The organism is Raineyella sp. (assembly GCF_034933565.1).
Lineage (GTDB): Bacteria > Actinomycetota > Actinomycetes > Propionibacteriales > Propionibacteriaceae > Raineyella.
This window is the reverse complement of record NZ_JAYFNG010000032.1, coordinates 16,334-38,933: the sequence shown is the minus strand read 5'-3', so window position 1 is coordinate 38,933 and position 22,600 is coordinate 16,334. Positions and strand designations below refer to the sequence as shown.

Below are 22,600 nucleotides of genomic sequence, written 5' to 3'. Positions count from 1 at the left end.
CGCGAAGGTGAAGAATCCACCTCCGAGGAGTCATACGCGATCCAGCACCGCGCTGATGCCCAACGCAAGCAGTGGGTAAATATAGAACCCCCAAAGGACCGGTATGGGGTGCGGTATTAAGAAACGACGACCTCCCCAGTTGAACTCCACTCCTCCTCCTCCTCCTCCTTTCCTGCGATGTAGATTTGGCTAAGGTCGACCGCGATTGTTGATCCAGTTTCCAGCCACCCAAGCCCCAGATCCAGAATTCATCATCCCGCTATACACGGCCACTCGACGCCAGCCGCGATATCGAATGCAGTGTATTGGCCGTTTCCGGAGGGTGACCAAGTTCATTCTTCCGGTCCGTGATTTGTCCCCTACAAAAGCTCGGTATTCGGCGGTAGTGGTCCGCTCTTTATAGCCGATCCACTTGAACCCGGAACGTCCGGCCTGACCGACTCTTGCCACCGCACCCAGACCGAAGGAGGCGGCGGTCCAGATGCTGTCGGCGGCGATAGCGCGTCCGCTGCGGCGTATGGCCTGTCCCAAGGCCCCTCCCCTGTTGACGCGCTGCGGCCACAGTGTAGGCCGTACGGACTCCCCATGCGGCGACGGTGGCGATCGCACAAGCGCCAAGCCCGCCGATGATACAGACACCAGTGGCTGCCACGTTGACGATCGTCGTAATGGCGGACCGATGCACCATCAGGAAGCTCCCAACATCTCCCCAACCGAATTCTCCGGTAAGGTCGTGTTGGTTGACCGGATCATTCGCATACGCGTAGTTGTTGTCGGTTCCGCCTTCTTGGGGGTCGATGGAGAGGAATCGTCCGAGTGCGGCGATGTAGAGGTGGGCGCCCATCTGGGTGATGCCTCCGGCGATGGGGCTGGTGTCGGTGTCGGTCAGCTTCTCGTGTTGGCCGACGTAGCCGTAGGTGGTGCCGTCGGCCGTGTTGTCGGGGGTGGGGATCGGGTTGAGGGCGCCGGCTGGTTGGCTGATCGGGGTGGGGAGGACCTCGCCGAAGGGGCCGGTCATGAACGCGCTGATCAGGGCCCCGAGAGCGTTGGTGGTGGCGAAGATGTCGCCGTGGATGTTGGGCAGGCTGTAGGTGGCGGCGTCGGCTCCGGTCGCGCCGGTGGTGATCGTGGCCAGGACGTCACCGGGCAGGTGGTCGAAAATTCCGCAGTCCGTGCAGGGTGATCCGTAGAAGCGTGACGTCCTTGGGTGACATGGGTTGCTCCATCTCCGCGCCGTCATGCCGGTCGCCGGCTGAGAATGCACGGAGTTTCGCAACCATCCCTAACTGGGTGCTCTTGGCTGCTTGACACGATGCTCGGCAGGGGGTCGGTATGCGGCACTGGCAGCGCCGTCGTCTCTCGCTGTTCCAGACGCACACTGGTGGTGACGGGCGCGGGTCGTACGTGACCCCTCGCCTGCACCACGTGAGGGAGGCCCATCATGAGTGGGAATCAGACAGTCCTCGTCGTCGGCGCCACCGGCTACGTCGGTGGCCAGATGGTTGGCGAACTGCTGGCGCGGGACAAGCCTGTGCGGGCGCTCGTACGGCCCGCGACCGATGCCGGGCATCTTGAGTCCTCCGGCGTTGAAGTCGTCCGGGGCGACATGCTCGACCCGGCGTCGCTGGAGGCCGCGATGACCGGCGTGGACGCGGTGGTGACGACCGCGGCGGGGTACACCCGCGGGCTCCCGGAGGCGGACGAGATCGACACCGTCGGCCAGGCGAATCTCGGGACGGCCGCCGCCCGCGCCGGCGTGCGCAGGTTCGTGCTCACCAGCATCCTCACCTGCGACCAGACTCCCCAGGTGCCGCACTTCTGGCACAAGAAGCTGGCCGAGGACCACCTGGCGGCGATGGGGGTGCCCTTCGTGGCGCTGCGCCCCGGGGCATTCCTGGACAACTTCACGCGCTACGGGAGTGACCCGTTCACCACTGGGCGGCTGGTCCCCACCGGGGCACCCGGCTCGGTGATGACCTTTGTCCTCACCGCAGATCTGGCCCGGTATCTGGCCGAGGCGGTGGATGCTCCGGGTGTCGACGGGGAGCGGATCGACGTCGGCTGGACGCGCCCGGTGTCCGTCACGGAGATCGCCGCGATCGCCTCGCGGCTGCTCGACCGACCGATCGCGGTGGGGGCTGCGGACTTCCCGGTCGGCGCGGGGACGACAGGGGAGGAACGGCAGGCCCGGACGATGTCTGCGGACATGCGGGCAATGGCCGAGTGGTTCGACACCGGCCGCTACGTCGCCGATCCGACCCGGCAGGGCCAGGTGTTCGGCCCGGTGCCGACGCCGGAGGATGCGATCGCCCGGTTCCTGGTCGGTCTCGGCCATCAGGTCCGGGTCTGACTGTCGCCGAGAGCGCCGAGCCGATCACCACCATGGGCGGCGTACGGATGGTCCCCGACCTGACCCTGGCCGACCTGTACCCCGCACGTGCCGATCTGTTGGTGGTCGCCGGCGCGGTCATGTGGGACCGCGGCGACGGGCGGGCAGGTCTGGGCGGAGACCGCGGAGGCCTTCCTCGAGGCCGATGTGCCCGTGGCCGCCATCTGTGGGGCCACCGCCGGGCTCGCCCGGGCCGGGCTGCTCGACGATCGGCGTCACACCAGCGCCGCGCCCGTCTGCTCGCCTGTACCGAGGCCGGCTACTGGGCGATCCGGCAGATCTCCGTCGCACACCACCCCTGGGCCGATCGGGTCGCTTCCCGGGTGGACCTGGCGGATCTGCGGCACGCGCTCGACACACTGTGCAGGCTCACCACCGTCCTCGACGAGGACCGGACGGCGTCCGCGTGACCCTGGCGGCCCGCGCGGTCTCCTCATTCGGTCGTCGTGCCCCTGGCAAGACCCGGACTGCTGCACCGGCTGCGGTCATGTCCGCTCGGTGGTCCCTCAGGCGGTCGTCGTGACCCCGTCGGCGCCTCCGGTGTGCCTCAAGCGGTGCCGACCCGGTCAGCGCGTCCGGTGTGGCTCAAGCGAGCGTCGTGACGGTGAGCCCCACGGCGGTCTGCTCGACCCGGCAGGAGGTCAGGTCCGTGACCACCGCGTCGGCCTCGGAGAGCTGGGTTGCCGGGTGGGAGGTCGCCACCGCGAGCACGTGGGCACCCGCCGCGCGACCGGCGCGGATCCCGGCCGGGGCGTCCTCGATGACCAGGCAGTCGCGGACGTCATGGCCGAGGGCTCGGGCGGCGAGGCGATAGCCCTCGGGATCGGGTTTGCCCCGGGCCACGTCCTCGGCCGAGACGAGCACCTCGGGTGCCGGCAGCCCGGCGGCCGCCAGACGGGCCAGCATCAGACGCCGCGAACCGGACGTCACCGCCGCCCAGCGATCGGTCGGCAGGCCCGTCAACAGGGACCGGGTGGCGGGCAGCGCGACCACGTCGCCCAGGTCACTGAGCTCCAGCTGCTCCAGCTCGGTCACCGCGGCCGCACGCTGTGCCGCGGGCAGGAGATCGGCGACGGTGTCCTCGGAGCGCCGGCCATGACAGACACGCAGGATCTCCTCCGCCTCGAAGCCATGCGCACCGGCCCAGGTCCGCCAGGTGCGGGTCACCGCCGCCGTGGAATCGACCAGTGTTCCGTCGATGTCGAACAGGATGGCCTCGACCGGGAAGAGCATGACCCCAGCCTAGGCGCCCCGGGCCGCCAGGATGGCCGCGCGCTGGGCGTCGGTGAGGGGTTTCACCGCCTCGCGTACGGTCACGCCGGAGGCCCGGGCGGCGCGCGGCAGCAGCCAGTCGAACACCAGGTCGGGCCGTTTGCGCCCGGTGTCGCGGAGCACCCAGCCGATCGCCTTGCGGATGAAGAACTCCTGCTCATCCAGCATCGCGTCGGCGTAGCGGGCGAAGCGCTCGAAATCGCCCGCACCGCGGCGCAACGCGACCAGCAGAGGCCTTCTCGCCCGCTGCGCGCTCAGGCCTCGCCCGGGCGCGCAGCTCCGCATCGATCTCATCGGCCAGCCCCCGGGGATCAGTCACGAGCACATTGTCCCCGGATGCCGGACGGATGCGGATGACTACCGCAGGTCGAAGCGGTCCAGCTCGGAGACCTTCACCCAGGCGGCGACGAAGTCGCGGACGAACTTCTCCTGGGCGTCGTCACTGGCGTACACCTCGGCGATGGCGCGCAGCTCGGAGTTGGCCCCGAAGACCAGGTCGACCCGGGTGCCGACCCAGCTGGCCTCCCCGGTGGTGGTGTCGGTGGCCCGGAAGGTCCGGGAGTCCTCGTCGGCGGGCTGCCAGGAGGTGTTCATGTCCAGCAGGTTGACGAAGAAGTCGTTCGTCAGTGTGCCGGGCCGCCGGGTGAACATGCCGTACGCCGACCCGTCCCAGTTCGCCCCGAGCACCCGCAGGCCGCCGACCAGCACGGTCATCTCGGGCGCGGTCAGGGTGAGCAGGTTGGCCCGGTCGACCAGCAGATGCTCGGCCGGCATCCGGTGCACGCCCGCCTTGACGTAGTTGCGGAAGCCGTCATGGCTCGGCTCCAGGTAGCCGACCGACTCGACATCGGTCTGCTCCTGCACCGCGTCCGTACGACCCGGGGTGAACGGCACGGTGACCTCGACCCCGGCGTCGGCGGCCGCCCTACGGACGGCGACATCGCCGGCGAGCACGATCAGGTCGGCCAGCGACACCTGCTTGTCGGTGTGCTGCTCGGCCTGCCGGGCGTTGAAGTCCTGCTGGATCGCGGTGAGCGCCTCGAGGACGCGGCCGAGCTCGCCGGGACGGTTGACCTCCCACGACCGCATCGGCTCCAGCCGGATCCGGGCGCCGTTCGCGCCGCCCCGCTTGTCACTGCCGCGGAACGAGGCGGCCGAGGCCCACGCCGTCGACACCAGGTCGGCCACACTCAGCCCGGATGCCAGCACCGCCTGCCCCAGAGCCTCGACGTCGGCGGCGTCGATCAGCGCGTGTTCGCGGGCCGGCAGCGGGTCCTGCCAGATCAGGTCCTCGGCCGGCACCTCCGCGCCGAGGTAGCGGGACTTCGGCCCCATGTCGCGGTGGGTCAGCTTGAACCAGGCCCGGGCGAACGCCGCGGTGAACGCCGCCTGGTCACCGCGGAACCGTCGGGCGATCGGCTCGAAGCCCGGGTCCATCCGCAGCGCGACGTCGGTGGTGAGCATCCGCGGCTCGCGACGGCCCTCGGAGTGGGCCAGCGGCACCATGTCCTCCCCGCCCTGCTTCGGCCGCCAGTGGTAGTGGCCGCCCGGTCCCTTGACGACCTCCCAGTCGTAGGCGAACAGGATGTGCAGGAACTCGTCGTCCCAGCGGGTCGGGTGATAGGTCCAGGTCGCCTCGATGCCGCTGGTGATCGTGTCGTCGCCGACGCCGGTGCCGTACGAGCTCTTCCAGCCCAGACCCTGCTGCTCCAGCGGGGCCGCCTCGGGAGCGGGGCCGAGGTGCTCGGCGTCCGGTGCGGCGCCATGGGTCTTGCCGAAGGTGTGACCACCGGCGATCAGTGCGACCGTCTCCTCGTCGGTCATCCCCATCCGGGAGAACGTCGTACGGATGTCGCGGCCGGCGGCGACCGGATCGGGCACCCCCTCGGGGCCCTCGGGATTGACGTAGATCAGGCCCATGTGGGTGGCGGCCAGCGGCTTGTCCAGCTCGCGGTCGCCGCTGAACCGCTGATCGTCGGCCAGCCAGGTCGGCTCGGCACCCCAGTAGACGTCGTCATCGGGCTCCCACACGTCGGGGCGACCCCCGCCGAAGCCGAACGTCTGCAGGCCCATGATCTCCAGCGCGACGTTGCCGGCCAGGACCATCAGATCACCCCAGGACAGGGCGGGGCCGTACGTCTTCTTCACCGGCCAGAGCAGCCGGCGGGCCTTGTCGAGACTGGTGTTGTCGGGCCAGCTGTTCAGCGGTGCGAAGCGTTGTTGGCCGGTGCCGCCGCCACCGCGGCCGTCGAAGACGCGGTACGTGCCGGTGCTGTGCCAGGCCATCCGGATGATCAGCGGGCCGTAGTGGCCGAAGTCGGCCGGCCACCACGGCTGCGAGGTGGTCAGCACCGTCGCGATGTCCCGCTTCACCGCGGCGAGGTCGAGCGCCAGGAAGGCCTGCTTGTAGTCGAAGCCCGGCCCCATCGGGTCGGCCTCCTGCGGGTTCTTCGCCAGCACCTTGAGGTTGAGGCGGTGCGGCCACCAGGACGGGTTGGCCGACGCCTCGGTCGGATAGGGCAGGCGTGGGGTCTGGTCGGGATCGGACATCGTGATCAACCTTTCGTGCGAAGGGCGCTCAAGGGCAGTCAGCTGGTCCTGCCCTCGCCGCCGCTCGGCCCGGACAACACGGTCATGCTCCCATCGTCCGCGCACATCCGGGCCCTGTAAAGGCGAGGGGCGCGGGCGTGGGATCCCCGCCGAACGGTCCGTCGTCACACCGCTCTGAGGCGTCCCACCGCTTCGGCTCATCAACCACCCGGCTCATCAACCACCCGGCGCTCATCGGTGGGCGCCCCGCCCGCGGGGCCATGAGCGGCGTTTGACTCCCGGGGGTGGCCCGACCGGCGTGGTGGCCCACCGCTTGGCCCGGTCGACGATCAGCGAGTACACGATGACGAGGAACACCAGGGTGGCGAAGTACGGCAGCCCCAGTGGGGTGAAGCCGAAGACGGCGGCCAGCGGTGACAACGGCAGCAGGACGCCCACGACGACCACGGCGCTGACGGTCGCGAGCAGCGGGGCACTGGGGCGGCTGCGCCAGAAGGGCACCCGGGTGGTCCGGATCACGAAGACGATCAGGGTCTGGGTGGCCAGTGACTCGATGAACCACCCGGTGCGGAACAGCTCCGGGCCGGCGTGGAAGACCTGCAGCATCAGGGCGAAGGTCATGAAGTCGAACAGCGAGCTCAACGGCCCGATCATCAGCATGTAGCGCCGGATGTGCCCGATGTCCCACTCGACCGGACGGGCGAGCTGCTCGTGGTCCACCCGGTCGGTGGGGATCGCGAGCTGGCTGGCGTCGTAGAGCAGGTTGTTGAGCAGGATCTGCGACGGCAGCATCGGCAGGAAGGTGAGGAACGCGGACGCCGCGGCCGCGCTGAGCATGTTGCCGAAGTTGCTCGAGGTGCCCATCAGGATGTACTTCGTCGTGTTGGCGAAGATCCGCCGGCCCTCGATCACACCGTCGGCGAGAACGTCCAGGTCCTTCTCCAACAGGATCACGTCCGCGGCCTGTTTGGCGACGTCCGTGGCCGAGTCGACCGAGATCCCGACATCGGCGTCGTGGATCGCCAGGGCGTCGTTCACCCCGTCGCCGAGGAAGGCGACATCGAACCCCGCCTTCCGGTGGACCCGGACGATCCGCGCCTTCTGCTCCGGCGACACCCGGGCGAAGACGCGGGTGCCGGGGATCGCCGCGGCGAGGGCACTGTCGGTCAACTCGTCGATCTCGCGCCCGGTGAGGGTGCCGCCCGGGCGCATGTCCAGCTGATGACTGACGTGCTCGGCCACCTCGGCGGCGTCACCGGTGAGGATGTGCACCGAGATGCCGAGATCCCGCAGCCGTCCGAGGGACTCTGCGGCGGACTGCTTCGGCGGGTCGCGGAACACCAGCAGGCCGACCACCTCGGGGGTGCCGGTCGGAGTACTGGTGGGCGTCGGCCCGTCGACACCGACCCGGCTGACGGCGACCACCCGGTTCCCTTCGGTGAGCTCCTGCCTCGCCGCCTCGACCATCGGGCCGGAGGTCAGCCCGGCGGCGGCCAGCAGGGCCTCCGGTGCGCCCTTCTCGAGGCGCAGCCAGCCGCCGTCGGCGCCTCGTACGACGACCGCAGCCGAGCGGTGCACGTGGTCGAAGGCGCGGCGCGCGACCACCTCGGTGGTGGGCAGGCCGACGGCGTGCACGAGGGCGATGTCGAGGGCGTTGCCGGTCACCTCGCCGTTGGTCAGGCGCACCACCTCGGTGCAGATCGCCCCGAGTCGTGTCGCGGTCCCGGCCGGCACGGTGGGGGCGTCGACGGCCCGTTCGAAAGCGACAGCGCCCTCGGTGAGGGTCCCGGTCTTGTCGGTGAACAGGGTCTGGATGTCACCCAGGTCCTCGATGCTGACCAGCCGCTTCACCAGGACCTTGCGGCGGGCCAGCTGGTGGGCACCGTGGGTCATGCTGGTCGACACCACGGCAGGCAGCAGCTGGGGGGAGATCCCCACCCCGATGGCCAACGAGAACAGGGCGGCGTCGATCAGTGGGCGCTGCAGCAGCAGGTTGATCACCAGGATGGCGCCGATCAGCACCACCGCCACCCGCACCAGCAGCATGGAGAAGCCGGTCAGCCCGCGTTGGAAGGCGGTGGGTGGCTCGGTGTCGGTCAGCCCCGCGGCGATCCGGCCGAAGTCGGTCGTCCCACCGGTCGCCCGGACCGTCGCCGTCCCGCTGCCGGCGTGCACGACGGTGCCCATCCGGACCGTACGGGCCAGTGGGTCGTCCGTTGTCTTCGTGACCGGGACCGACTCACCGGTCAGCGTCGACTCGTCACACTCCAGGCCGTCGGCCGCGATCAGCTCCAGGTCGGCCGGCACGATGTCGCCCAGCCGGATCTCCACGACATCGCCGGGCACGAGCCGGGTCACCGGCAGCCGGACCGGAGCCCCGTCACGCCACGCGGTGCAGTCGTGCTCGAGCCGGGCCCGGAGGGCATCCGCCGCCCGACCGGCCCGGAACTCGTTGACGAACCCGAGGCCGACCGAAGCCGTCAGGATGACGCCGATGATGATCGCGTCGTTGCGTTCCCCGACCACGTACGACGCGGCGGCGGTCACCGCGAGGAGCACCAGCAGGGGTGAGCGCACCTGCCGCAGCAGCACCCGCCAGACCCGCGTCCGCGAGGTGCGGACAGCGTTCGGACCGTATTGCCGCAGCCGCGCTGCGGCCTCGGACGTCGTCAGGCCCAGCGTCTCCGGAGACACGCGTCCAGCTTAACGAGCGCGGACCCGGCGCACCTCAGGGCCACGCATCCGGGGCCCACTCGATCCACGCATCCGCGGCCCACTCGATCCACGCATCCGGGGCCCACCTGGTCCGTGTGTCCCGCTCACTCGGTCAGAACGTCCCGTTGGCGCCGCCGGTGACCTTCCCGGTGACGTCCTCGGTGGCTTCCTCATCGGCGGTCTCGACCTCCACCGCCGAGTCGTCGAGCCGCCGGTAGTGCCGGTTGCGGGCGCCGAGCAGGACCGAGGCGAGGAGCGCGGAGACGACAGAGCCGGTGAGGATGGCCACCTTGGCGTGGTCATGGGCCGGCAGGCCCGGGGCGAAGGACAGCTCGGCGACGAGCAGGGAGACGGTGAAGCCGATCCCGGCCAGCTGCCCGACACCGATCAGGTCGACCCAGCGCAGGGTCGGGTCGAGACGGACCCGCATCACCCGGGTCATCAACCAGGTGGTGGTGAGGATCCCGATCGGCTTGCCCAGCACCAGTGCGGCGACGATCGCGATCGTCACCCGGTCCGTCGCCGCCGACACCAGACCGTCCGTGCCGCCGAGCGCGACCCCGGCGGAGAAGAAGGCGAACAGCGGCACGGCCACGCCGGTCGACAGCGGCCGGACCTGGTGCTCGATCACCTCGGAGAGCCCCGGCTGTCCGGTGAGGGTGTCGCGGTCGCGGCGGTGGTGCAGCACCGGGATGGTGAAGCCGAGCAGCACCCCGGCGATCGTCGAGTGGATCCCGGAGGCGTGCATGAAGCCCCAGGCGACCGTGCCGAGCGGGAGCAGGACGAGCCACACCGCGGCGGGGCTGTCGCCGAGGAAGCGCCGACGCAGCTGGGCGTACGTGCCGTAGACGGCGATCGTCACCAGCGAGAGCAGCAGCGGCACCGGGTGGATCTCGTCGCTGTAGACGACGGCGATGATGCCGATCGCGATCAGGTCGTCGACCACGGCCAGGGTGAGCAGGAAGATCCGCAGTGAGTTCGGCAGATGCGAACCGATCAGCGCGAGCACCGCGACGGCGAAGGCGATGTCGGTGGCGGTCGGGATCGCCCAGCCGTGGTGCAGCGACGGGTCCGCGCCGGCGATGGCGAGGTAGATCAGCGCCGGCACGGCCACCCCGCCCGCCGCGGCGACGATCGGGGTGACGGCGGTGCTGAAGCGGCGCAGATCGCCGGCGACGAACTCGCGTTTGAGCTCCAGCCCGACGAGGAAGAAGAACACCGTCAGCAGGCCGTCGGCCGCCCACGAGCCCACGCTCAGGTCGAGGTGCCAGGGCGCGTAGCCGACGGTCAGGTCACGCAGCGCGAAATAGCTGTCGGCGGCCGGGGAGTTCGCCCAGACCAGGGCCAGCGCCGCCATCCCGACCAGCAGCCCGCCGCCCACGGTCTCCTTGCGTAGCAGGGCGACGATCCGCCGCACTTCGGTGGCACTGCCACGGGCGGGGAACAGGCCCATCCAGCGGTGAGGGGTCCGGGGTGCGGGGCGGTTCACGTACGTCCTCCAAGGGGTCGGCCGACTGATTGTCGACCAGACTTCCCGACGCACCGTCGAACATTTTACCGCAGTCCGGGAGCCAGGCAGCTCACCGCACCGCGGCAGGGGGCCGCAGCGCAGCCGGGAACGGTCCGCCGCACCACGGCAGGAGGCTGCTCAAACCGCAGCAGGCAGCCCGCTCACCGTGGGACGGCCGCCTCAGAAGTCGTCGATGATCAGCTTCTTCATCCCCATCATGTGCTGGTAGGCGTCCGGGCGGGCCATCAGCGTCGCCATGTCGGCCGGGACGATCTGCCAGCTGACGCCGAACTGGTCCTTGCACCAGCCGCACTGCTCGGCCTCCGGCACCTTCGACAGCTGCGCCCAGTACCGGTCGATCTCGGCCTGGTCGGCGCAGGTCACCGTGTACGACACGGCCTCGTTGAACGTGAACTCCTGGGGCGCACCGGAGTCCATCGCGGCGATCCAGGTCCCGCCCAGCTCGACGTCGCCGTACATCACCGCACCCGCCACCGCCGGACCGGTCGGCTCGGGGTAGGGGACCCGCTGCCCGGGCCTGGAGTCGGGGAACACCGACAGGTAGTAGTCGAGGGCCTCGCCGGCTCGGTTCTGCGCGGTGTTGCCGAACAGCAGGCAGGGGACGATGTCGGGACGCCGGTCGCCCTCGGGGTTGCCGAGCAGCAGCTGCCAGCTGAGCCCGTAGCGGTCCTTGACCCAGCCGTAGCGCGGGCTGAACGGGTACTCACCGATCGGCATCAGGACCTCGCCGTCGGTCGCCAGAGCCTCCCACAGCGTGTCCAGCTTCTCGCGGGCCCGGGGGTCCGGGCCGGCGACGAATCCGGCGAAGAACGAGTTCGCCGGGGTGAAGGCGAACTCCGCCCCGGCGTTGATCGCGGTGAACGGCGCTCCGGCGAGCTGGAAATCGAGGGTCAGGACCTCGCCGGCGAAGTCCCGCTGGAAGTCGGGCAGCCCCTCGGTGGGGTAGCGGACGACGGAGTTGATCTTCGCATCGGGGAAGACGGAGACGTAGAACTCGACGGCTTCCTCAGCAGTGCGGTTGAACCACAGGTTGGGGACGATCTTCTGCACGGCCACTCCTCGGGGCTCGGGCGGTCAGGTCTCCTCCCGACAGTACGCGGCTCGGCCGTCCCGCGGCAGGGTGACTTCCTGTGGATTGTGACCTGGGCAACACCGATCCGCGCGGGCCAGCTGTGGAGGTGACCTCCGGACTTCCGGTGGCGGAGCGGTGCCGTCGGGGCCCTCCGGAACGCGGTCCGATGCACCCCTGTGCAGAACGGGTGTGCCGACATGACATGCTCGGGGTATCGGCGGATGACGATCCGTCGGCACCAGGAACGACCAGGAGGATCAACGATGATCGACCCCATCACGGAGCGCGCCCGGCAGGCCATCGAGGCAGGGACCGCGGTGCTGGGCATGGAGCTCGGCTCCACCCGGATCAAGGCGGTGCTGATCGGCCCTGACCACCAGCCGATCGCGGTCGGGAGCCACGCCTGGGAGAACCAGTTCGTCGACCGTCGGTGGACGTACGCTCTGGAGGCGGTCTGGGAGGGCGTGCAGGCCTGCTACCGCGACCTGGCCGCCGACGTACGTCGCCGCTACGACGTCGAGTTGACCGGTCTGGGCGCGCTGGGTGTCTCCGCCATGATGCACGGCTACCTCGCGTTCGACGCCGACGGCGAGCTGCTGGTGCCGTTCCGCACCTGGCGCAACACCTCCACCAGCCGGGCCGCCGACGAGCTGACCCAGCTCTTCGACTTCCACATTCCGCAGCGCTGGAGCATCGCCCACCTGCGCCAGGCCATGCTCGACGGTGAGGAACACGTCTCCCGGGTCGCCCAGATCACCACCCTGGCCGGCTACGTCCACTGGCGCCTGACCGGGCAGCGGGTGCTCGGCGTCGGCGACGCCAGCGGCATGTTCCCGATCGACTCGACCACCGGGACGTACGTCGCCGGGATGCTCGACCGGTTCGACGAGGTGGCCACCGCCGAGGGGATGTCGTGGCGGATCGGCGACCTGCTGCCGACCGTGCTGTCGGCCGGCGAGGACGCCGGGACGCTGACGCCCGAGGGCGCCGGGTTGCTCGATCCGAGCGGCGCGCTGCAGCCGGGGGTCCCGCTGTGCCCGCCGGAGGGCGACGCGGGCACCGGCATGGTGGCCACCGGCTCGGTGGCCCCGCTCACCGGCAACGTGAGTGCCGGGACCAGCATCTTCGCCATGGTCGTGCTGGACCACGAGCTCGACCGGATGCACCCCGAGCTCGACATGGTCACCACCCCGTCCGGTGACCCGGTCGCCATGGTCCACTGCAACAACGGCGCCAGCGAGGTCGACGCCTGGGCCGGCGTGTTCGGTGAGTTCGCCACCGCGCTCGGCGTGAGGACCGACCCGTCGCAGGTCTTCGGCACACTGTTCCGCGCGGCACTGGCCGGGGAGGCCGACGGTGGCGGCCTGCTGGCGTACAACTTCCTGTCCGGCGAGCACAACGTCGGGCTGGCCGAAGGGCGTCCGATGGTCGTCCGTACCCCCGACAGCACGCTCAACCTGGCCAACTTCATGCGCGCCCAGCTCTTCGGCATGCTCGGCACGCTGCGGCTCGGCATGGACGTGCTGACCGCCGAGGGCGTACGGATCACGTCGATGTACGGCCATGGCGGTTTCTTCCGGACCGAGGGTGTGGGGCAGCGGATCCTGGCCGCTGCGCTCGATGCGCCGGTGACCGTCGGCTCCAGTGCCGGCGAGGGGGGCGCCTGGGGCATCGCCGTGCTGGCCGCCTTCCTGCGCGACCGTGCCGCTGACCGGTCACTGCCCGACTACCTGCGGACCCGGGTCTTCGCCGGTGCCCCGCTGACGGCGATGGATCCCGATCCGGCCGACGTCGCCGGGTTCGCCGCCTTCATGCAGCGCTTCGAGCGGGGCCTCGAGGTGGAACGGATGGCGGTCGAGCGGCTCTGAGCCCGCGTGGGGTGCGGAGCCTAGCGGGCCCGGGTGGACTGCCGGACGACCAGCCTCGGGTCGATCCGACGCGGCATCGCCGGCACCTCCTCGCCGAGCAGGGCGAGGAGCACGGCGATCCCTGTCGCGCCGAGGGTCTCGAAGTCCTGGTGGACCGTGGTGAGCGGCGGGCGGAAGTGCAAGCTCTCCGGGATGTCGTCGAAGCCCACCACACTGATGTCCTCGGGGATCCGCAGGCCGCGGTCGGACAGGGCGTGGATCAGGCCGAGGGCCATCTGGTCGTTCCCGGCGAAGACCGCGGTCAGGCCGGGGATCCGCAGCAGTTCCTCGGCAGCGGTGTAGCCGGCTTCGGCGCTCCAGTCGCCGCGCGCGACCGGTGGCACCGCCAGCCCCGCCCGGTCCAGGACGAAGCGCCACCCCGCCTCCCGGGCGCAGGCGTCGAGCCAGCCCTCGGGGCCGGTGAGGTGGCCGATCACGGTGTGTCCACGGTCGAGCAGGTGTCGGACGGCGAGCCGTGCGCCCTTGGCCTGGTCGACGCCGACCCGCGGCAGCCCGAGGCTGTGGGCCGGGTCGTCGGCCCGGCCGGGGAGCGCGCCGAGCAGCACGCAGGAGTCCGGCAGGTCCAGCGTGCCGAGCGCCTCGAGGGTCCCGGTGCGGGGCACGATCACCACCAGGCCCTCGACGTCCTGGCCGACGAGGAACTCCACCCCCTCCCCGAACGTCTCGACCGGGCCGGGGGTCACGGTGTAGGTGGTGGATGAGTATCCCGCCCTGCGGGCGGCGGCCTCGGCGCCCCGCAGGATGCTCGTCGGGCCGTAGTGGCTGGACGCCTCGAGGATCATCCCGATCCGGCGGGAGCGGCCGTGCGCAAGCGCGCGGGCGACCGCGCTGGGCCGGTAGCCCAGCTCGTCGATCGCCGCCTGCACCCGGGTGCGGGTCTCGGGACGGATCCGCGGGCTGTCGTTGATCACCCGCGACACCGTCTGGTGCGACACCCCGGCGAGACGGGCGACGTCGCGCATGCTCGGTGTCCTGCCACCCTCAGCCGGCATCGTCGATCCCCTCTCGACCGTGCCGGTCCGGGGACGTCCGATGATGCTCCATGGCCGGCTGTGATGTGTCACATTATGCGGTCCCGGCCGGCGTCGGCGTCGCGTTGTGGCTGCACTGCGATTCCTCGCAGGAACTGCATGACTCGCTCGCGGCTGCCGGGACAACGATCCTGCGCGCGCCTGCGCCCGCACCCTTCGGCCTCACCTTCACGTTCGTCGACCCGGACGGGTACGCAGTGACCATCCACGACAAGGCGTGACCGGCGGGTTTCCACATCTGCCCGACCTGGGACCGTGTGCTCTGCGCAGTCTCTCGCTGACAAAGTGCAAGGCCCCTGGTGCGGGAAGAATCCCGGGACTACCAACCCATCGGGAAAACCAAATAGCCCGAACCCTCAAAACGAAGGTTCGGGCTATTCCGATGTCCTGCGACATCGCATTGGTGGCGGGGGCAGGATTTGAACCTGCGACCTCTGGGTTATGAGCCCAGCGAGCTACCGAACTGCTCCACCCCGCGTCGGCAACGAAGTGAAACTCTAGCCCGGACCGGCCGGGAAACCAAATGGGCGGTCAGTCCACGAAGGCGTCCGGGTGGAGATCCTCCGGGTCGACGCCGGGGGAGTAGCGCGACAGGTCGGTGATCCCCGCCTCGGCCAGGACGTCCTCGACCAGGAGCGTACGGCCGCTGCGGCGCGCCGGGTCGGTGAGCACCAGGTGGGCGGCGTCGGCGTAGATCTCGGGTGTCCGGCTGCGTCGCATCACCTCGTCACCACCGAGCAGGTTGGCGACCGCCGCGGTGCGGATCGTGGTCCTGGGCCACAGGCAGTTGGCCCGTACGCCGGCCGTCGCGAACTCGGCGGCCAGCCCCAGTGTCGTCAGGGTCATGGCGTACTTCGCGACCATGTAGCCCGGGCACGCGCCCAGCCAACGGGGATCCAGGTTGAGCGGCGGGGAGAGGGTGAGGATCTGCGGGTCCTCGGCCTCGAGCAACCGGGGCAGCGCCGCGCGGGAGAGTAGGAAGGTGCCGCGGGCGTTGATGTCCTGCATCAGGTCGTATCGCCGGGGCTCGAGGTCAAGGGTGCCGGACAGGTCGATCGCGCTCGCGTTGTTCACCACGATGTCGAGCCCGCCGAACGCCGCGACGGTCGCCGTCACCGCGTGCACGATCGCCTCGTCGTCGCGGACGTCCCCGACGATCGCGAGGGCCTGGCCGCCCGCCTCGCGGATCGCCGCCGCAGCGGTGTGGATCGTGCCCGCCAGGCGCGGATGGGGCCGGTCGGTCTTGGCCAGCAGGGCGATGTTCGCACCGTCCCGCGCCGCCCGGAGGGCGATCGCCAGCCCGATGCCGCGGCTGCCGCCCGAGATGAGGAGCGTACGCCCCGCCAGTGTCGCCTCCATGACGGTCACCCTGTCAGGCCGCCCGCCGGGCCGACAACCCCTCCACCATCCGCACGAAGTACCGGTGCAGCCGCGGATCGGCGGTCAGCTCCGGGTGGAACGACGTCGCCAGCAGGTGCCCCTGACGTACGGCCACCACCGGCCCGTCCACCCCGGTCCGCGCCAGCACCTCGACCTCGGGCCCGACCTCGACCACCTGGGGCGCCCGGATGAACACCGCCGGGAACGCCGGCCCGTCCAGGCCCGCCACGGCCAGGTCCTCGGTGAACGAGGCCAGCTGGCCACCGAACGCGTTGCGCCGTGCGGTGATGTCCAGCCCTCCCACGGTGGCGAACCCCTCGAGCGTCTCACCGTCCTGCACCCGCTCGGCGAGCAGGATCAGGCCGGCGCAGGTGCCGAAGACGGGCAGCCCGGCACCGGCGCGTACGGACAGCTCGTCGAACAGCCCGACCTTCGCCGCCGCGCGCGCCATCGCGGTGCTCTCACCACCGGGCAGCACCACCGCATCGACGCCGTCGAGCCGGTCCGGCGTCCGGATCTCCCGGACGGACACCCCGAGGGCGGTGAGCATCGCGATGTGCTCACTCACCGCCCCCTGCAGTGCGACGACGCCGATCGTCGTCACCAGCCACGCTCCGCGAGACGGTGCGGCGCCGGGACGTCGGCGACGTTGATGCCGACCATCGCCTCGCCCAGCCCGCGGGAGGCGTCGGCGATGACCCGGGGGTCGTCGAAGTGGGTGGTGGCGCGGACGATCGCCGCGGCACGCTTGGCCGGGTTGCCGGACTTGAAGATGCCCGAGCCGACGAACACGCCGTCGGCGCCGAGCTGCATCATCATCGCCGCGTCGGCCGGCGTGGCGATGCCACCGGCGACGAACAGCACCACCGGCAGGTGGCCCTCGTGCGCGACCCGGCGGACCAGCTCGTACGGCGCCTGCAACTCCTTGGCCGCGACGTACAGCTCGTCGTCGGACTTGGCGGCCAGCGAACGGATCTCGCCGTTGATGGTCCGCAGGTGCTTCATCGCCTCGGACACGTCACCGGTGCCCGCCTCGCCCTTGGAGCGGATCATCGAGGCGCCCTCGGTGATCCGGCGCAGCGCCTCGCCCAGGTTCGTCGCGCCACAGACGAACGGCACCTCGAACCGGGTCTTGTCGATGTGGTTGACGAAATCGGCCGGGGAGAGCACCTCGGACTCGTCGATGTAGTCGACCTTCAGCGCTTGCAGCACCTGCGCCTCGACGAAGTGGCCGATCCGGGCCTTCGCCATCACCGGGATGGAGACCGCCTCGATGATGCCCTCGATCAGGTCGGGGTCGCTCATCCGGGCCACGCCACCCTGGGCGCGGATGTCAGCGGGGACGCGCTCCAGGGCCATCACGGCGACCGCGCCCGCCTCCTCGGCGATCTTCGCCTGCTCGGGGGTGACGACGTCCATGATGACGCCGCCCTTGAGCATGCGGGCGAGTCCGGTGTTGACCGTCGCACGGTCGGCGGCGGTGGTGGTGCTCTGGGTCATAGGTCTGGTTCCTCGTATCGGGTGATGTGGGTCGGGTGGGATGGCATCGGTGTCCCATGGCGCCGGTGACCTGCGCCGGTGACGGATGACGTCGACGCCGGGCTGGCGTGACAGGACGTGGTCACGTCGGACGGTGACGGTCACGGCGTCGACCGCTGACGGCGCGGCGACCACGCGACCCATCGTGGTGGACCCAACTGGCCCAGGCCAGAGCCACTTCTGTGATAGTTCAGTGGGCCAGTTGTGGGTAGGGTGGCGGCATGAGGCGAGATGCGGCCGATTTCCCGGTGGTGCTGGACCGCGACGGTGGCGCCTCCCTGCCGGTGCAACTGGCCGGCGCCGTACGATCCGCCGTCGCGGCCGGTGTGCTGGCTCCCGGCACCGCTGTCCCGTCCACCCGGGCCCTGGCGACCCGGTTGGGGGTGTCCCGCGGCACGGTCGAGGCGGCGTACGACCAACTGGCCGCCGAGGGCTATCTGGTCGCCCGTCCCCGGGCCGGCACGGTGATCGCGCCGGGCGTCGCGGCGCCCCAGGAGGGCCGCCCGACCCCGCGACGAGGGCCCGGAGGTGGTCCGGGCCGTACGGCTGCTACCCGCGGTGCGGTCGCCACGCGCGGTCCGAGCGCTACGGACGGCACGTCCGGTACGGCTACCGCGGGCGGTCCGCTCCGGGCGGTCCGCCCGTCGGCCTCGACCACCTCGGCGGGGGCCGACTCGCCGACCCCCGGCAGCGGTGAGCTGCTCGACCTCGTCCCGGGACACGAGGCGACCTCGCCCCTGGGGGACGCCGCCTGGCGGTCGGCGTGGCGCCGGGCCAGCTCGCCGACCGACCGGCCCGGGCGGCCGGACCCGGCCGGTGTCGCCGCATTGCGCCTGGCCATCGCCGAACATCTCCGGCTGATGCGGGGGATGGCGGTGTCCGCCGATCAGGTCGTGGTGACGGCCGGGGCCCGGGAGGGGCTCGGGCTGCTGCTCGCCGCACTGTTCCCGGACCCGGACCGCCGGACCCGGGTGGCGGTCGAGGACCCGGGCTTCCCCGGTCTGCGGCGCTTCCTGGCCCGTCAGCCGGTGACGACCGTGCCCTTCGCCGCGGACCGGCTGCCTGACGACGCGGCCGGCTGCGACCTGGTCATCGTCACACCGAACTACCAGTATCCGGACGGGCGGTCGATGGACGCGGCGGCCCGCGGCCGGGTGTTGTCCTGGGCGTTGCGGACCGCCACGCTGATCCTCGAGGACGACTACGACAGTGAATCGCGCTACCTCGGCCCGCCGCTGCCCACCCTGTTCGGCCTGGGCGGGGAGACCCCTGTCGTGCAGCTCGGCACGTTCTCCTCGGTGCTGTCCCATGACATCGGGACCGGCTACCTGCTGCTTCCTCCTGATCTGGTCGATCCGGTGGTCGCCACCCGTGCCGACCTCGGCAGCCCGGTCGCGGCGGTCACCCAGCGGGCCGTGGCCGCCTACCTCGCCGATGGGGGACTACGCCGCCGGATCCATCGCAACCGGCGCCGCCTCACCGTGACCCGCGACGTCGTCGCCGCGCACCTGAGCGGGCTGCCCGGTGCGATCGACGGCGGTCGGCTGCTCGTCCTGCCGATGGCCGAGCCCGCCGCGACGACTGTCCGTGACCGGTGCCGGGCCCGGGGCGTGCGTCTCGGCGACCTCGCGCAGGGCTGGGCCGGCACCGCCCACCGGACCGGTCTGATCATCGACTACGGCGGTGTCGAGGCCGGTGACCTCGACCGGGCCCTCGACCTGCTCGTCGGACTGCTCGGCGGGCCCGGGGGCGGGCTGGTGTAGACGGCGGGGGAGCGTGTCGCTGGGCCCGGCTGCTCGGCCGGCCCGGGGTGGGCCTCTCGGCGGGCCCGGGGCGGGAACGGCGCCGGAGCGTCACCGGCGCCGGTGTCGGTGCCCACCAGTAGGCTCGCCCCGTGATCAGCCGACGCCGCCCCCGCGGCACCGCCGCCCCGATGATCGACCCGGTCGAGCCGCGTGACCTCGTGGCCGGACGGGCCGCCGACCTGACCACGGGCGGTGGCGACGTGGTCGGGCGTACGTACGCCGACATCGTCCTCGACGAGCTGGACCTGACCGGCCGCGACGTCGACGGATGCCGGTTCGAGGGGCTGACGGTCGGGGACTGGGAGCTGACCGGCAGCACCGTGGTCGAGGTCGTCGCCGAGCGCCTCGAGGTCACCACACTGGCCGCGCACCGGGCCGACTGGCGCGACGTGCGGGTGGGCGGCAGCCGGATCGGGTCGGCGGAGCTCACCGACGGCAGAGTCCGCTCCGTACGGTTCACCGGGTGCAAGATCGGGTTCCTCAACGTACGGGGCACCGAGCTGACCGACGTCGAGTTCGTCGACTGTTCGATCGAGGACCTCGACCTGGTCCGGTCGCGGGTCACCCGGGTGGCGTTCAGCGGCAGTCGGCTGGGGCGCCTCGACCTGTCCGGCGCCACCCTGCGCGATGTCGACCTGCGCGGAGCCGAGTTCGGCGACCTGACCGGCTGGGAGGATCTGCGCGGGCTCACCGTCTCCTCGGCACAGCTCCTTGTGCTGGCGCCCGTGCTGGCGGAGCGACTCGGGATCCGGGTCGATGCCTGAGCTCCTCCCCTGACCTGTGGGGTCGCTGAAGAGTCGCTGTCAGCCCTTGCCGGGCTCGAGGGTTCGGTGCTATAAGCGGTGGCCGCTATGCTGAGGCGCGGAAGGTCGGTCCGGAGCGGGGGAGATGCATGAGGAACGTTCGTAGTGCCGGTCTCGCGATGGGCGTCATTCTGACGATCCTGGCGGTCGCCGGGTGCGCACCGAAGGTCACCCAGGCCGTGCCCGCTCCCGTTGCCACCGAACAGACCATGGTCCGGGCCGATGTCGCCTCCAGCCCGACCCCCACCCCGTCGCCCTCGGCCTCCGCGCAGCGGTCCGCCAAGGCGCTGCCGACCGTCGCCTTCAGGGCCACCCCGAAGCCGACCCCCTCCGGTGAGGCCACCATGGACACCGCCGCCAACGCCGCCGCGGCGGCGAGAAAAGCTGAGGCGGACAAGAAGGCCGCGGCGGCCCGGAAGGCTGCCGGCGCCAAGCCCGTGGCGGCCCCGGCGAACACCGATCCCCGCTGCGGCTACGGCACCGTGATGTGCGTGTCGAAGGCGGCCCGGAAGCTCTGGTTGATGAAGGACGGGCAGATCGTCGACTCGGTCGATGTGCGGTTCGGCAAGGAGAGCGACCCGGAGCGGCGCACCCGCGAGGGCAACTTCCTGGTCTTCCGCAAGGAGGTCCAGTGGACCTCCAACCTCTATGGCTCCGAGATGCCGTACGCGATGTTCTTCTCCGGCGGCCAGGCGGTGCACTTCTCCAGTGACTTCGCCGCGCGCGGCTACGCCGGTAACTCCCACGGCTGCGTCAACGTCCGCGACAAGGCGACGCTGGCCGCCATCTTCGACCAGGTGCAGGTCGGCTCGACCCGCGTCGTGGTCTACTGACGCACCGCCCCCGGGCCGCCCGGCCCTGCGCACCGGACCGAGCACACGGAGGTCATCACCCCATGGGTTGGATCAACACGATCGTCGACTGGGTCACCACCCTGATGCAGGCCATCGGCGGGCCGGGAGTCTTCCTGGCCATCCTGCTGGAGAACGTCTTCCCGCCGATCCCCAGTGAGGTGATCCTGCCGCTGGCCGGCTTCACCGCGGCCGGCCCCGACGCCCCGTACGGTGTCGTCGCCGCCATCCTGTGGGCCACCGCCGGTTCCCTGGCCGGTGCGGGCCTGCTCTACTGGCTCGGCGCTGCCATCGGGGCCGACCGGCTGCGCCGGATCGCCGAGCGGATGCCGCTGGTCGACGCTCACGACGTCGACGCGTCCGTCGACTGGTTCACCCGGCACGGATCGGTCGCCGTCCTGATCGGCCGGCTGGTCCCGGGCGTACGCTCGCTGATCTCCATCCCTGCCGGCATCGACCGGATGCCGCTGCTGACGTTCGGCGCCTTCACCGCGCTCGGCAGCCTGATCTGGAACTCCGTCCTGGTCCTCGCCGGCTACGCCCTGGGTGACAACTGGCACGCCGTCTCGGACTGGATGGACCGCTTCTCCACGGTCGTCTACCTCGTCCTCGCCGCCGGACTTGTCGCGCTCACCGTCTGGCTGGTGCGCCGCGCCCGGCGGCGTACCGGGCCGGACGACGTCACGCCCTCGGGTGGTGCCACCGGCCCCTCCTCGGTCCCGAGCATCCGGTCGGCTGCCGGATCGGGCACCCGGTCGACCGCCGAGCCGGATGCCGGGTCGGGCATCGGGCCGGATGCCGGATCGGGCACCCGGTCGACCGCCGAGCCGGATGCCGGATGACCCGCTGACGCTCACCGGGCCGAGCGGTCACGGCCCCAAGTGATCCCAGGGCCCCAAGTGATCCCAGGGCAGGTGGTCATGGGGCCAGGTGATCACGGGCCGAACGGTCATGGGATCACCCGAGGTCACCCGACCCGCAGCGCGCCGACCGCCTCGTTGCGGTCGTTGCGCAGCACCAGGGTCAGTGGCCCGGCCGGTGCCTCGAACGACAGCTGACCGGTGAGTGTCTCCCCGGCCGCGATCACCCCCGATCCCACCGCCAGCGGGGACTCCTGGTCGGACACCGGCAGGTAGCGATTGCCCGAGTCGTCGTACGCCCACAGGATGTACGACTGGTAGCCGCTGGTGGCGGCCAGCACCACGTCGAGCTCGGTGAGCTTCCCACGTCGCCGGTGGTCCGTCACCGCCAGCCGGCCGGTGCCCTCCGAGGACTGGTAGTCGATCCACTGCCCTGATATCGGCAGGCCCGTCCGGGCCGGGGATGACGGGGTGGTCGACCGCGAGCGCGGCCCGGCGGTCGGGGGGAGCGGGCGGTCGGTCGGGGTGCCCGGGCCGGTGGTCCGTGGTGGTGTACCGGCGGACGCCGAGGAGCCGGCCCCGAGACCTGGTGTGCTGGAGGAGGATCGGTCCAACCGATCCCCGATCAGGGCGGCGGCAACCACCGCCACCATCAGGACAACACCGGTGATGTACGTGCGGATCCGGGCTGTCGATCCGTCGTGCTTGGCCACCGTACGAGTCTAGGCGTCCACAGGGCGACGCCGACCGGTCGCACTGTCCACAACCGGCTCTCGTCCGAGCCGCCTCGCCGGTGGGCGGCCCACGCTCCGTGCATGGACCCCCGCACCGATCCCCGCCAGGACACCACTCCGCCTCGTTTCAATCCGCCTGA

The 22,600-nt window shown here is 71.1% G+C and carries 19 protein-coding genes and 1 tRNA gene; 7 read left to right on the top strand and 13 right to left on the bottom strand.

Features of this window, described 5'->3' with window-relative positions:
* Nucleotides 1-397 precede the first annotated feature (397 nt).
* On the bottom strand, nt 398-1,264 hold the full coding sequence (locus VB059_RS10090) for an RHS repeat-associated core domain-containing protein (protein WP_323421897.1): 867 nt from the start codon (nt 1,262-1,264) through the stop codon (nt 398-400).
* Between the two features lie 177 nt (nt 1,265-1,441).
* Between VB059_RS10090 and VB059_RS10085 the strand changes: the two genes are divergently transcribed.
* A complete protein-coding gene (locus VB059_RS10085) occupies nt 1,442-2,350 on the top strand; it encodes an SDR family oxidoreductase (protein ID WP_323421896.1) in 909 nt (302 codons plus the stop codon).
* Nucleotides 2,351-2,974: 624 nt separating this feature from the next.
* On the opposite strand, the gene VB059_RS10080 is transcribed toward VB059_RS10085, so the two are convergent.
* The 6 genes from VB059_RS10080 to VB059_RS10055 all read right to left on the bottom strand — a co-directional run bounded on the left by VB059_RS10080 (nt 2,975) and on the right by VB059_RS10055 (nt 11,507).
* Nucleotides 2,975-3,622, bottom strand: a complete 648-nt coding sequence (locus VB059_RS10080; RefSeq protein WP_323421895.1) for an HAD family hydrolase — start codon at nt 3,620-3,622, stop codon at nt 2,975-2,977.
* Nucleotides 3,623-3,631: 9 nt separating this feature from the next.
* On the bottom strand, nt 3,632-3,946 hold the full coding sequence (locus VB059_RS10075) for a DNA alkylation repair protein (protein WP_323421894.1): 315 nt from the start codon (nt 3,944-3,946) through the stop codon (nt 3,632-3,634).
* A 72-nt stretch (nt 3,947-4,018) separates the two neighbouring features.
* On the bottom strand, nt 4,019-6,211 hold the full coding sequence (gene katG, locus VB059_RS10070; RefSeq protein ID WP_323421893.1) for a catalase/peroxidase HPI: 2,193 nt from the start codon (nt 6,209-6,211) through the stop codon (nt 4,019-4,021).
* A gap of 231 nt (nt 6,212-6,442) precedes the next feature.
* Nucleotides 6,443-8,905 (bottom strand): magnesium-translocating P-type ATPase, encoded by a 2,463-nt coding sequence (mgtA, locus tag VB059_RS10065; RefSeq protein ID WP_323421892.1) that lies wholly within the window; start codon nt 8,903-8,905, stop codon nt 6,443-6,445.
* 133 nt (nt 8,906-9,038) lie between these two features.
* On the bottom strand, nt 9,039-10,415 hold the full coding sequence (gene nhaA, locus VB059_RS10060) for a Na+/H+ antiporter NhaA (RefSeq protein ID WP_323421891.1): 1,377 nt from the start codon (nt 10,413-10,415) through the stop codon (nt 9,039-9,041).
* 201 nt (nt 10,416-10,616) lie between these two features.
* On the bottom strand, nt 10,617-11,507 hold the full coding sequence (locus VB059_RS10055; RefSeq protein WP_323421890.1) for a VOC family protein: 891 nt from the start codon (nt 11,505-11,507) through the stop codon (nt 10,617-10,619).
* Nucleotides 11,508-11,792: 285 nt separating this feature from the next.
* On the opposite strand from VB059_RS10055, the gene VB059_RS10050 reads away from it, so the two are divergent.
* A complete protein-coding gene (locus VB059_RS10050; RefSeq protein ID WP_323421889.1) occupies nt 11,793-13,397 on the top strand; it encodes a xylulokinase in 1,605 nt (534 codons plus the stop codon).
* Between the two features lie 20 nt (nt 13,398-13,417).
* Here VB059_RS10050 and VB059_RS10045 read toward each other — a convergent pair whose 3' ends face one another.
* Nucleotides 13,418-14,419, bottom strand: coding sequence for a LacI family DNA-binding transcriptional regulator (locus VB059_RS10045; protein WP_323421888.1), 1,002 nt, complete (start codon nt 14,417-14,419; stop codon nt 13,418-13,420).
* 80 nt (nt 14,420-14,499) lie between these two features.
* Here VB059_RS10045 and VB059_RS10040 point away from each other — a divergent pair, with 80 nt between their 5' ends.
* The gene (locus VB059_RS10040; RefSeq protein ID WP_323421887.1) at nt 14,500-14,709 is read left to right on the top strand and encodes a VOC family protein; all 210 of its coding nucleotides are present in this window, start codon (nt 14,500-14,502) and stop codon (nt 14,707-14,709) included.
* Between the two features lie 180 nt (nt 14,710-14,889).
* On the opposite strand, the gene VB059_RS10035 is transcribed toward VB059_RS10040, so the two are convergent.
* The 4 genes from VB059_RS10035 to pdxS form a co-directional block, all read right to left on the bottom strand.
* Nucleotides 14,890-14,966: transfer RNA gene (locus tag VB059_RS10035), tRNA-Met, on the bottom strand.
* A gap of 53 nt (nt 14,967-15,019) precedes the next feature.
* Nucleotides 15,020-15,847: an NAD(P)-dependent oxidoreductase gene (locus tag VB059_RS10030; RefSeq protein ID WP_323421886.1), complete on the bottom strand. Its 828-nt coding sequence runs from the start codon at nt 15,845-15,847 to the stop codon at nt 15,020-15,022.
* A gap of 13 nt (nt 15,848-15,860) precedes the next feature.
* On the bottom strand, nt 15,861-16,472 hold the full coding sequence (gene pdxT, locus VB059_RS10025; protein WP_323421885.1) for a pyridoxal 5'-phosphate synthase glutaminase subunit PdxT: 612 nt from the start codon (nt 16,470-16,472) through the stop codon (nt 15,861-15,863).
* A complete protein-coding gene (gene pdxS / locus VB059_RS10020) occupies nt 16,469-17,368 on the bottom strand; it encodes a pyridoxal 5'-phosphate synthase lyase subunit PdxS (protein WP_323421884.1) in 900 nt (299 codons plus the stop codon). Before pdxS ends, pdxT begins: the two co-directional genes overlap by 4 nt.
* A 260-nt stretch (nt 17,369-17,628) precedes the next feature.
* Between pdxS and VB059_RS10015 the strand changes: the two genes are divergently transcribed.
* From VB059_RS10015 to VB059_RS10000, 4 genes are all read left to right on the top strand, one after another.
* On the top strand, nt 17,629-19,170 hold the full coding sequence (locus tag VB059_RS10015; RefSeq protein ID WP_323421883.1) for a PLP-dependent aminotransferase family protein: 1,542 nt from the start codon (nt 17,629-17,631) through the stop codon (nt 19,168-19,170).
* 131 nt (nt 19,171-19,301) lie between these two features.
* Nucleotides 19,302-19,976 carry a pentapeptide repeat-containing protein gene (locus tag VB059_RS10010; protein WP_323421882.1) on the top strand — a complete coding sequence of 225 codons (675 nt, stop codon included), beginning with the start codon at nt 19,302-19,304 and terminating at the stop codon, nt 19,974-19,976.
* A 128-nt stretch (nt 19,977-20,104) separates the two neighbouring features.
* Entirely contained in the window at nt 20,105-20,848 is a 744-nt protein-coding gene (locus VB059_RS10005) for a L,D-transpeptidase (protein WP_323421881.1), read from the top strand.
* 62 nt (nt 20,849-20,910) lie between these two features.
* Nucleotides 20,911-21,708 carry a DedA family protein gene (locus VB059_RS10000; RefSeq protein WP_323421880.1) on the top strand — a complete coding sequence of 266 codons (798 nt, stop codon included), beginning with the start codon at nt 20,911-20,913 and terminating at the stop codon, nt 21,706-21,708.
* A gap of 125 nt (nt 21,709-21,833) precedes the next feature.
* Here VB059_RS10000 and VB059_RS09995 read toward each other — a convergent pair whose 3' ends face one another.
* Nucleotides 21,834-22,439, bottom strand: a complete 606-nt coding sequence (locus VB059_RS09995) for a hypothetical protein (RefSeq protein ID WP_323421879.1) — start codon at nt 22,437-22,439, stop codon at nt 21,834-21,836.
* Between the last annotated feature and the right edge of the window lie 161 nt (nt 22,440-22,600).

Bases quoted from the DNA above. Each gene is read 5' to 3' on its own strand.
- VB059_RS10085 (WP_323421896.1), top strand. From the start codon at position 1,442: ATGAGTGGGAATCAGACAGTCCTCGTCGTCGGCGCCACCGGCTACGTC.
- VB059_RS10080 (WP_323421895.1), bottom strand. From the start codon at position 3,622: ATGCTCTTCCCGGTCGAGGCCATCCTGTTCGACATCGACGGAACACTG.
- VB059_RS10075 (WP_323421894.1), bottom strand. From the start codon at position 3,946: ATGCGGAGCTGCGCGCCCGGGCGAGGCCTGAGCGCGCAGCGGGCGAGA.
- katG (WP_323421893.1), bottom strand. From the start codon at position 6,211: ATGTCCGATCCCGACCAGACCCCACGCCTGCCCTATCCGACCGAGGCG.
- VB059_RS10050 (WP_323421889.1), top strand. From the start codon at position 11,793: ATGATCGACCCCATCACGGAGCGCGCCCGGCAGGCCATCGAGGCAGGG.
- VB059_RS10045 (WP_323421888.1), bottom strand. From the start codon at position 14,419: ATGCGCGACGTCGCCCGTCTCGCCGGGGTGTCGCACCAGACGGTGTCG.
- VB059_RS10040 (WP_323421887.1), top strand. From the start codon at position 14,500: ATGGCCGGCTGTGATGTGTCACATTATGCGGTCCCGGCCGGCGTCGGC.
- VB059_RS10030 (WP_323421886.1), bottom strand. From the start codon at position 15,847: ATGGAGGCGACACTGGCGGGGCGTACGCTCCTCATCTCGGGCGGCAGC.
- pdxS (WP_323421884.1), bottom strand. From the start codon at position 17,368: ATGACCCAGAGCACCACCACCGCCGCCGACCGTGCGACGGTCAACACC.
- VB059_RS10015 (WP_323421883.1), top strand. From the start codon at position 17,629: ATGAGGCGAGATGCGGCCGATTTCCCGGTGGTGCTGGACCGCGACGGT.
- VB059_RS10005 (WP_323421881.1), top strand. From the start codon at position 20,105: ATGAGGAACGTTCGTAGTGCCGGTCTCGCGATGGGCGTCATTCTGACG.
- VB059_RS10000 (WP_323421880.1), top strand. From the start codon at position 20,911: ATGGGTTGGATCAACACGATCGTCGACTGGGTCACCACCCTGATGCAG.